A 9,791-nucleotide genomic window follows, 5' to 3' on the forward strand; every position below is an offset into this window, starting at 1 on the left:
GTGGGCGCGACCAGCCACGACGGCCCCGCGGTTCCCCACGGCCCCCCGGGGGGACTAGGCGTAAAACCGGGAAAGACTCTGAAGCACCGCCGCCGGCTTCGCGCCGCCCTCGATCTCGATCGCCCCGTCGACGGTGATCTGCACGCCCCCCGGCACGTCCTCGACCTCGGTCAGCTTGGCGACCAGGCGGATACGCGAGCCCACCTTCACCGGCGAGGGGAAACGCACCTTGTTCAGGCCGTAGTTGACCTTGGTGGTCACGCCCTGGACGTCCAGCAGCTCGGTGAACAGGGGGATGAACAGCGAGAGGGTCAGATAACCGTGGGCGATGGGGGCGCCGAACGGCCCGTCCTTGGCGCGCTCGGGGTCCACATGGATCCACTGGTGGTCACCGGTCGCGTCGGCGAAGGTGTCGATGCGCTCCTGCGTGACCTCGATCCACTCGCTGGTGCCGAGGTCGCTGCCCGCGAGCTTCTTCAGTTCGTCGAGGCCGTTCACGGTGAGGCTCATGGGGTTCCCTAACTGTTGCCGTAGCGCTTGCGCACCCGGGACTTGAGGAGTTTTCCGGAGGCGGTGCGCGGGAGTTCGTCCGCGACCACCACCGACTTGGGGATCTTGTACTTGGCGAGTCGGCCGGCCAGGGAGGCCAGGACCTCGTCGGGGTCGGGCAGGGCGCCCTCGCGCGGGACGACCACCGCCCGCGGCACCTCGCCCCACTTCTCGTCCGGGACGCCGATCACGGCGCACTCGGCGATGTCCGGGTGGGCGAGGAGCAGGTCCTCGATCTCGGCGGGGTAGATGTTCTCGCCCCCAGAGATGATCATGTCCTTGATGCGGTCGACGATGAAGACGTACCCGTCCTCGTCGACGCGGGCCGCGTCCCCGCTGCGGAACCAGCCGTCCGCGAAGGAGGCGGCCGTCTCCTCGGGCAGTCCCCAGTAGCCGGGCATGACGTGCGGGCCGCGGAGCACGACCTCACCCGTCTCGTCGGCGTCGACGGGCGCGAGGTCCGGCCGTACCACCCGGACATCGCTGAAGAAGTGCGGCACACCCGCCGAACCCGCCTTGCTGATGGCGTGCTCGGCGTCCAGGAACAGGGTGCCGGGCGACGCCTCCGTCATGCCGTAGCCCTGGAGGAAGGTGAGCCCGCGCTCCTGGTAGGCGGCGATGAGCGGGGTGGAGACCGGGGAGCCGCCGCAGGTCAGGATGCGCAGCGAGGACAGGTCCGCGTCCGCCCAGCGCGGATGCCGCGCCACCTGCTCGAACATCGTCGGCACCCCGAACATGAAGGTGATCCGGTGCTGTTCGATCAGATCGAAGGTGGCGTTCGGGTCGAATGCCTCGACCAGGACGCAGGTGCCGCCCTTGAGGAGCACGGGCAGGGTCAGCATGTTGAGGCCCGCCGTGTGGAACAACGGCGCGGAGACCAGGGCGCGTTCGTCGGCGATCAGGTCGGTGTCGACGAGGACGTTGATCGCGTTCCAGGTGAGGTTGCCGTGGGTGAGCATGGCGCCCTTGGGGCGGCCGGTGGTCCCCGAGGTGTACATGATGATGCAGGTGTCGTCGGGCGCGACCGGCTCGTCGATCGGCTCGGCCGCCGCCTCGGCGAGCAACTGCTCGTATTCGGCGCCCACTTCGACGTACGTACGGACGTCGGTGCTGCCCGGCAGTCCGGCGACCAGCCCCGCGTGCGAGGGGCCGTAGACCAGCGCCCTGGCCCCGGAGTCGGAGAGCTGGTAGCCGATCTCCGGCCCGGCGAGGCGGGTGTTGAGCGGGACGAAGACCGCGCCGAGGACTCCGGCCGCGAACAGCGTCTCCAGGTAGGAGGGGTGGTTGGGGCCCAGGTAGGCGACCCGGTCGCCGCGCCGGATGCCCCGGGCGCGCAGGGCGTGCGCGAGGCGGGTGACACGGGTGTGCAGCTCGGCGTAGGAGAGTGTCGTCGCGCCGTGGATCAGGGCGGTGCGGTGCGGGGTCTTGCGGGCCCGGCGTGCGGGCCACGAACCCAGTCCCTCGTTGCGCATCTACGGCCCCTTATGGCTTGGTCAGCCCGAGCAGGCGGGCGGCGTTCTCCTTGAGGATCCTCGGCTTCACCTCGTCCTTGATCGACAGCTTCTCGAAGTCGGCGAGCCAGCGGTCGGGGGTGAGGACGGGGAAGTCGGAGCCGAAGAGGACCTTGTCCTTGAGCAGCGTGTTCGCGTACTGCACGAGCTGCGGCGGGAAGTACTTCGGCGACCAGCCGGACAGGTCGATGTGCACGCCCGGCTTGTGGGTGGCGACGGCGAGGGCCTCGTCCTGCCAGGGGAAGGACGGGTGCGCCAGAATGATCTTCAGGTGCGGGAAGTCCGCGGCCACGTCGTCCACGTGCAGCGGGTTGGAGTACTTGAGGCGGATGCCGCCGCCGCCCGGGACCCCGGCGCCGATGCCTGTCTGGCCGGTGTGGAAGAGGGCGATGGTGCCCGTCTCCTCGATCACCTCGTAGAGGTCGTACGCCACCGAGCGGTCGTTGGGGAAGAAGCCCTGGATGCTGGGGTGGAACTTGAAGCCCTTGACCCCGTACTCCTCGACCAGGCGGCGGGCCTGCTTGACGCCCGCCTTGCCGCGGAAGGGGTCGATGGAGGCGAAGGGGATGAGGACGTCGGCGTTGGCGGCGGCCGCCTCGGCGACCTCCTCGTTGGGGACGGGGGCCGTACCGGTCGCGGACTCGGCGTCCACCGTGAAGATCACGGCGGCCATCCTCCGCTCGCGGTAGTAGGCGGCGGTCTCCTCCAGGGTCGGCTTCCGCTTGCCCTCGACCTTGAAGTAGGCGGAGGAGGCGTCGTGGAGGTCGTCGTCCAGGGAGGAGTGGCCCTTGGAGGACACCTCCGCGTGGGTGTGGACGTCGATGGCGACCAGGTCCTCGATGTTCATCAGGCCTCCGGGAACTTCGGCGCCGGGACGCCGACCGTCTGGAGCTCGGCGCCGACCGACGTGGGGAAGGCGTCGGCCAGCGTGTCGGGGGTCCAGCCGCCGTCGGCGTACGCCGTCCTGATCTCCTGCGGATGGGACCAGAGTGCCACCTTGTCGCCGCCGATGCCGATGGCCTGTCCGGTGACGCCCCGGGCGGCCTCGGAGGCGAGGAAGGGGACGAGGGCCGCGCAGTCCTCGGGGGTGCCGAAGCCCTCGCCCTTGCGGAGGAAGTCCGGCAGCGGCTCACCGTTCCTCATGGCCTCGATGTACGGGGCGAAGGCGGGGATGGTCTCGGTCATCGCGGTGGCCGCGACCGGCACGATCGCGTTGACGGTGATGTTCGCCCGGCCCAGCTCCATGGACCAGGTGCGGGCGAAGGCGGCGATGCCGGCCTTGGCGGCGGCGTAGTTGGTCTGGCCGAAGTTGCCGCGCTGGCCGGCCGGGGAGCCGACCAGGATCAGGGTGCCGCCCTCGCCCTGCTCGCGCATCCGCACGGCGGCGGCGCGGGCGCAGGTGAAGGTGCCCTTGAGGTGGGTGGTGATCACCGCGTCGAAGTCGTCGTCGGTCATCTTCCACAGCACCTTGTCGCGCAGGATGCCGGCGTTGGTGACCAGGATGTCGAGCCGCCCGAACTCCGCCACGGCCCGGTTCACGAGCCGCTCGGCGGCCTCGGTGGTGCCGACCGGGACGACCTCGGCGACGGCGGTGCCGCCGGCCTCGGCGATGGACTTCACGGCCTGCTCGGCGACCGCCTCGTCGACGTCGTTGACGACCACGCGGGCGCCGTGGGCGGCGAGGGCGTGGGCGTAGGCGAGGCCGAGGCCCCGACCACTGCCGGTGACGACGGCGACCTTGCCGGTGAGATCGATGCTGGGCACGAGCGGGTCCCTTCCCGAGGGGTACGACTGCGGGATCGAAGTTAAGAGCAATAATTGGTGACGTCAATAGTTGTTGGAGACCTCCGGGTGAGTCATGCTGGAATCTGCAGTGCCGTACCGACCCAGGGAGCCCGCCATCACAAGCCAGCACGTGACCCCGAAGCCCATCGACTCGGAGGAGCCGTGGATGCGCGGGCTGCACGCGGACACCGGTTATCTGCTGTACCGCCTCGGCCTGCGCTCGGGTCAGCTGTTCAACACGTTCCTCCAGGAGTCGGGGCTGCGGCTGCGGCACTACGCGGTGCTGCGCTATCTCGCCGGCTCCGAGGGCGCCCTCCAGCGCGAGCTGAGCACCCGGCTCGGCTACGACCCGAGCGCGATCGTCGGCCTGGTCGACGACCTGGAGAAGCAGGGCCTGACCGAGCGCCGGCCCTCCCCCGACGACCGGCGCAGCAAGATCGTCGTGCTGACCGAGGACGGCCGCGCCTTCCTGCGCGGCACCGACGAGGCGGGCAGACGGGTCACCAACGACCTGCTCGCCCCGCTCGATCCGGCCGAACGCGAGACCCTCCAGGCCCTTCTGCTGAGAGTCGCCGACCAGCCATGACCGTGCGTTCCGCGCCGGACCGGCTGCTGTCCGTGCTCGCCGCGTTCGACCACGACCACCCGGCCCTGTCCCTGACCGACATCAGCCGGCGGGCCGGACTGACCCTGACCACGACCCACCGCCTGGTGGGCGCGCTGACCGACTGGGGCGCGCTGGAGCGGGACGACGCCGGGGTCTACCACGTGGGGCTGCGGCTGTGGGAGGTCGCCGCGCTGGCCCCGCGCGGGGTGGCGCTGCGGCAACTGGCGCTGCCGTACCTGGAGGACCTGTACGAGGCCACCCACGAGAACGTGCAGCTGGCGGTGCGGGACGGCTCGGACGTCGTCTACATCGAGTGGATCGCGGGGCGTTCGTCGGTCGGCGTGCACATCCGGGTCGGGGCCCGCTGGCCGCTGCACGCCACCGGGGTCGGCCTGGTGCTGCTGGCGCACTGCGGGCCGCGGGAGCAGGAGGAGTACTGCGCCGGACCGCTCGCGGTCTTCACGCCGTACACGATCGCCGACCCGGCGGATCTGCGCCGGGTCCTGGCCGAGGTCCGGCACACGGGCGTGGCGGTGAGCAGCCGCCAGGTCACCGACGACGCCCTGTCGGTGGCCGCCCCGGTGTGCGGTCCGGACGGCACGGTGGTGGCGGCCGTGTCGGTGGTCGTGCCCCATGCCGACGCCCAGGTGCCGGTGCTGGTGCCGGCGGTACGGCTGGCGGCGCTCGGGATCTCGCGGGCACTGGGCTGGCAGCCCGCGGTCACACCCCGTTCGGGCACCGGATATCCCTCGCACCGGTGAGGCCCCGGCCGCGCCGGCCTCGTGATACTGGAACGGCCCCGGCCCCGAGGAGCCGCTCATGTCCGCCGTCCGGTCCTGGTTCGCTCCCGTCGTGACCCGCCTGAGGACGACGAACCCGTACGTCGTCGACAGCGCGCTCGCCGTACTGGTGCTGTTCGCCGCGTCGTTGCAGTGGATGTTCCCGGACGAGGGGGACGACCCGCTCACCCTGACGGGCTGGCTGCTGGGAGCCTGCACGGCCGCCCCCCTGGTCTGGCGGCGCCGCTTCCCCTACGCGGCCGCCCTCACGGTCTCGGCGGCGACCACGGCGATGGCCTACTACCACGCGCCCCCGCCCGACGTGCTCTACGGCGGTCTCGTCGTCCTCTACACCATGGCCGCCCAGGGCCTGCCCTGGCAGCGCCGCACCATGCTGGTGAGCTGGCTGCTCGGGGCCGTGCTGACCATGCAGCACAAGGAGCACTCCCAGCCCTTCGAGTACGCCTTCCATCTGACCGGCATGATCTGCGCCTACGGCCTCGGTGTCCTCGCCCGCGTCCAGCGCGCGTACACCGCGGCCGTCGAGGACCGGGCCGCCCGGCTGGAGCGGGAGCGGGCCGCGGAGACCGCGCGGGCCATCGCCCAGGAACGGGCCCGGATCGCCCGGGACATGCACGACATCCTCGCGCACGCGGTGAGCCTGATGGTCGTCCAGGCGGAGGCCGGTCCGGTCGTGGTGCGCAGCGATCCGGCCCGCGCCGAGGCGGCGTTCGAGGCGATCGCGACCAGCGGACGGGACGCGATGGCCCAACTGCGGCGGATTCTGGGGGTGTTGAAGGAGGAGGAGCGCCGGGGCGGCGCCGCCCGGCTGCCGCAGCCCGACCTCTCCGCGCTCCCGTCCCTGGTCCGCCAGGTCGGCGAATCGACCGGGCTGCGGGTCGACCTGAGCATCCGCGGCCGACCGCGCCCGCTCCCCCCGGACACCGAGGTCGCCGCCTATCGCGCGGTGCAGGAGGCCCTGACCAACACCGTGAAGCACGCGTACGCTTCCTGCGCACAGGTGGAACTCGACTGGACGGAGGACGAGTTGACGCTCACGGTGACCGACGACGGCACCGGGCCCACACGGACGGACGGCGGGCACGGGCTGATCGGCCTCAGGGAGCGGGCGGCCGCCTGCGGGGGCAGCGCCGAGACCGGGCCGGGTCCGCAAGGGGGCTTCCGGGTGGTCGTACGGCTGCCCGCCGGCGCCGACCGGGAGGCGGCCCTCGGGTGAGCATCCGGGTGGTCGTCGCCGACGACCAGGAACTGGTCCGCAGCGGCTTCAGCATGATCCTGGAGGCGCAGCCGGACATCGAGGTGGTCGCCGAGGCCGGGGACGGCGCTCAAGCGGTCGCCGCGGTCCGACGGCACACGCCGGACGTGCTGCTGCTCGACATCCGGATGCCCGTCATGGACGGTCTGGAGGCGGCCCGGCGGGTGTGCGCGCAGTCCAGCTGCAAGGTGGTCATGCTGACCACGTTCGACCTCGACGAGTACGTGTACGACGCGCTGTACGCGGGCGCGAGCGGTTTCCTGCTGAAGGACGTGCGCCGGGACGACCTCGTGCACGCGGTACGTGTGGTGGCGGACGGCGACTCCCTGCTCGCCCCGACGATCACCCGCCGCCTGGTGGCGGACATCGTGCGGCGCCGCCGGGAGGAAGCGGCCACGGGCACCACCCCGGACCGTCTGGACGTCCTGACGGCCCGGGAGGTGGAAACCCTGCGGATGCTGGCGCGGGGCCTGTCCAACGCCGAGATCGCCACGACCCTGTTCGTGAGCGAGCACACGGTGAAGACCCATGTCAGCAATGTGCTGAGCAAGTTGGGCCTCAGGGACAGGGTCCAGGCGGTGATCTGCGCGTACGAGACGGGCCTGGTGACGCCGGGTGCCGCCTAGTCCCCGAGTTCGGTGAAGAGCGTCAGCTGAAGTGAACCCGGCGCCTCCAACCGGGAGTTGAGCGAGTTCCACGGCGTGCGCGTCGGCTCGGCGACCACCCTCGCCCCGGCCTCCGCCAGCCTCGCCGTGGTCGCCGTCGAGTCGTCCACCTCGAACGCCACCCGGATGTGCCCGGCGACCCGCTTGCCCACCTCCACCTCGTCGATGAACGCGGCGTGGTTCGGATCGGTGATCTCCAGCGTCGCCCGCCCCGCCTCCAGGATGGTGACCCGGCCGCCGTCGGACGCGAACGCGGCACGTTCGGGCAGTCCGAGGACGTCCCGGTAGAAGCGCAACGCCTCGTCGTAGTCGTCCGCGGTGACGACGAGACGGAGTTCACGGACGGCGGGTGCTGCCTCGGACATACGGCCTCCTTGTAGATGTCTCCAAGGTCAACTCCTGGGCCGGTACCGAAGATTCCTCCCCCGCTGGAGTGAGACGGCACCCGGTCTCACCCGTACGACGGAGCCCCCGAAACCGCCCGCGACGGCGATCCGGTGGGCCCGCCCGCCGCAGCACGCTGAGGGTGCCATCGACCACCGCCAACCCGCCGGGAGGCCCCCGTGCTCTCCACACTCGCCCGGGCGGCGACCCGCCGCCCGCTGACCGTCATCGGACTCTGGGCGGCGTTCCTGCTGCTCGGCTTCGGCCTCGGGACGGGCGTCTTCGCCGACCTCTCCGACGACGTGCCCGACGTCCCCGGCACCGAGTCCGACCTGGCCGACGACCACCTCTCCGGCATCGATCCGACCGGCGAGTCCGTCACCGCGGTCGTCGCGGGCGAGGCCGTCTCCGACGCGGCCCTGCGCGCCCAGGTCGAGCGGACGGTCGCCGAGGTCCGCGGGATCGCCGGGGTGGCCGACGTACCCGACCCGTACACCACCCCCGGGCTCACCGCCCGCGACGGACAGGCCCTCGTCATCCCGGTCACTTTCGAGGGCGGTCTCAGCGACGAGGCCGAGGAGGAGGCCACGGACCGGGCCGTCGCCACCATCAAGCGGATCGACGCACCCGACGTCCATGTCAGCGGCGGCGAACTCCTCGGCAGGCAGCTCGGCGAGCGGGCCCAACAGGACGTGAAGAACGCCGAGTTGATCTCCCTGCCGGTCGTCCTCGCCCTGCTGCTCGTCGTGTTCGGCGGACTGCGCGCCGCCGCGCTGCCGCTGGTGATCGCGGTGAGCGGGATCGCGGGCGCGTTCCTCGGCCTGTTCGTCTTCAGCCAGGTCACCGACATCTCGGTGTACGCGATCCAGGTCACCACCATGCTGGGTCTCGGACTCGCCGTCGACTACGCCCTGTTGACCCTGGTCCGCTTCCGCGAGGAACGCCGGCACACCGACGACGTGGTGGAGGCCGTGCACCGTACGGTCGCCGCGGCCGGCCGGACCGTCCTGTTCTCCGGGCTCACCGTGGCCGTCAGCCTGACCGGACTGCTGGTCTTCCCGAGCGTGTTCCTGCGCAGCATGGGCCTCGCCGTCGCCGCGGTCGTGGTGGTCGACATGCTGGCCGCGGTCACCCTGCTGCCCGCCCTGCTCACCAGGTTCGGCGGGCGGATCCGGCCCTCGAAGGCACGCTCCGAGGACGAGGAGGGCCGGGTCTTCGCCCGCCTCGCCCGCTTCGCGCAGCGCCGCCGGATCGCCGTCCTGGTCACCGTGGTCCCGGCGCTGCTGCTCCTGGCCCTGCCCGTGACCGGCCTGCGCATCGCCATCGGCGACGCCCAGCAGCTGCCGGCCGACACCGAGGCACGCCGGCTGTACGACACCGTCGACGCGCACTTCCCCCAGGGCACCGGGGTCTCCCCCGTGGTGGTCGTCCTCAAGCCCGGCACCGACCCCGCGACCGCCGACCGCGTCCGCGCCCTGACCCCGCACGCCGAGTCCCGCGACCTGCCGGGCGGCACCACCGTCGTGGAGCTCCAGCCGCCCGGCAGTGTGGACGGCGAGGCGGCCACCGACCTGGTCGAACGGGTACGGGAGGTGCGTGGCGAGGAGCCCGTCGAGGTCACCGGGGTCGCGGCCCGGCTGGTCGACTTCCGCGCGATGCTCGCCGAGCGGGCGCCCTGGGCGGCCCTGACCGTCCTGGCCGGCATCTTCGTCCTGCTCTTCGCCTTCACCGGCTCGGTGCTGATCCCGCTGCGCACCATCGCGACCACGCTGCTCAGTCTGGGCGCCGCGCTCGGCGTGGTGGTGTGGGTCTTCCAGGACGGCCACGGGGCCGGGCTGCTCGGCGGCGAGGGGCTGGGCGCGCTGAGCCTGACCGCGCCTCCGCTGATCGTGTCGATCGCCTTCGGGCTGGCCATGGACTACGAGCTCTTCATCCTGGCCCGGATGCGGGAGGCCCGGCAGCACACCGGGGACGAGCAGGAGGCCGTCGTCACCGGGCTGCGCCGCTCCGGGCGGGTCGTCACCTGTGCCGCGCTGCTGCTCGCGGTGGTCTTCGGCGCCTTCATGACCGGCGGGTTCTCCCCCATCCTCCAGATCGGCCTCGGCCTGACCCTGGCCGTGCTGATCGACGCCACGGTCGTACGCATGCTGCTGGTCCCGGCGACGATGGCGCTGCTCGGCAGGCGGGCCTGGTGGGCACCGAAGCCGCTGCGCCGGGCGCACGAGCGGTTCGGGC

General features: G+C 71.9%; 10 protein-coding genes. 5 read left to right on the top strand and 5 right to left on the bottom strand.

Annotation, left to right across the window (positions count from 1 at the left end; genetic code table 11):
- Positions 1 to 54 precede the first annotated feature (54 nt).
- Genes ACFULQ_RS39760 through ACFULQ_RS39775 form a run of 4 tightly spaced genes read right to left on the bottom strand, consistent with a single transcriptional unit; the run spans position 55 to position 3,824 of the window.
- Complete coding sequence (locus ACFULQ_RS39760; RefSeq protein WP_383553984.1) at positions 55 to 510, bottom strand: MaoC family dehydratase; 456 nt, start codon at positions 508 to 510, stop codon at positions 55 to 57.
- Positions 511 to 518: 8 nt separating this feature from the next.
- Complete coding sequence (locus tag ACFULQ_RS39765) at positions 519 to 2,021, bottom strand: long-chain fatty acid--CoA ligase (RefSeq protein WP_383553986.1); 1,503 nt, start codon at positions 2,019 to 2,021, stop codon at positions 519 to 521.
- A gap of 10 nt (positions 2,022 to 2,031) precedes the next feature.
- Entirely contained in the window at positions 2,032 to 2,907 is an 876-nt protein-coding gene (locus tag ACFULQ_RS39770) for an amidohydrolase family protein (RefSeq protein ID WP_383553989.1), read from the bottom strand.
- Positions 2,907 to 3,824 carry an SDR family NAD(P)-dependent oxidoreductase gene (locus ACFULQ_RS39775; protein ID WP_383553992.1) on the bottom strand — a complete coding sequence of 306 codons (918 nt, stop codon included), beginning with the start codon at positions 3,822 to 3,824 and terminating at the stop codon, positions 2,907 to 2,909. The genes ACFULQ_RS39770 and ACFULQ_RS39775 overlap by 1 nt, the downstream gene beginning before the upstream one ends.
- Before the next feature lie 151 nt (positions 3,825 to 3,975).
- Between ACFULQ_RS39775 and ACFULQ_RS39780 the strand changes: the two genes are divergently transcribed.
- The 4 genes from ACFULQ_RS39780 to ACFULQ_RS39795 are packed head-to-tail and all read left to right on the top strand — an operon-like array spanning position 3,976 to position 7,133.
- The gene (locus tag ACFULQ_RS39780) at positions 3,976 to 4,431 is read left to right on the top strand and encodes a MarR family winged helix-turn-helix transcriptional regulator (protein WP_383553995.1); all 456 of its coding nucleotides are present in this window, start codon (positions 3,976 to 3,978) and stop codon (positions 4,429 to 4,431) included.
- A complete protein-coding gene (locus ACFULQ_RS39785; RefSeq protein WP_383553997.1) occupies positions 4,428 to 5,213 on the top strand; it encodes an IclR family transcriptional regulator in 786 nt (261 codons plus the stop codon). Before ACFULQ_RS39780 ends, ACFULQ_RS39785 begins: the two co-directional genes overlap by 4 nt.
- A gap of 58 nt (positions 5,214 to 5,271) precedes the next feature.
- Positions 5,272 to 6,468, top strand: coding sequence for a sensor histidine kinase (locus ACFULQ_RS39790; RefSeq protein ID WP_383553999.1), 1,197 nt, complete (start codon positions 5,272 to 5,274; stop codon positions 6,466 to 6,468).
- The gene (locus ACFULQ_RS39795) at positions 6,465 to 7,133 is read left to right on the top strand and encodes a response regulator (protein WP_383554002.1); all 669 of its coding nucleotides are present in this window, start codon (positions 6,465 to 6,467) and stop codon (positions 7,131 to 7,133) included. The genes ACFULQ_RS39790 and ACFULQ_RS39795 overlap by 4 nt, the downstream gene beginning before the upstream one ends.
- Here ACFULQ_RS39795 and ACFULQ_RS39800 read toward each other — a convergent pair.
- Positions 7,130 to 7,537: a VOC family protein gene (locus ACFULQ_RS39800; protein WP_383554003.1), complete on the bottom strand. Its 408-nt coding sequence runs from the start codon at positions 7,535 to 7,537 to the stop codon at positions 7,130 to 7,132. The two genes, ACFULQ_RS39795 and ACFULQ_RS39800, sit on opposite strands and share 4 nt — an antisense overlap.
- Positions 7,538 to 7,735: 198 nt before the next feature.
- Between ACFULQ_RS39800 and ACFULQ_RS39805 the strand changes: the two genes are divergently transcribed.
- On the top strand, positions 7,736 to 9,791 hold a 2,056-nt coding region (locus ACFULQ_RS39805; RefSeq protein WP_383554006.1), incomplete at its 3' end, for an MMPL family transporter.

Origin of the sequence: Streptomyces sp. NPDC057253 (genome assembly GCF_042669125.1) — a bacterium.
GTDB lineage: Bacteria > Actinomycetota > Actinomycetes > Streptomycetales > Streptomycetaceae > Streptomyces.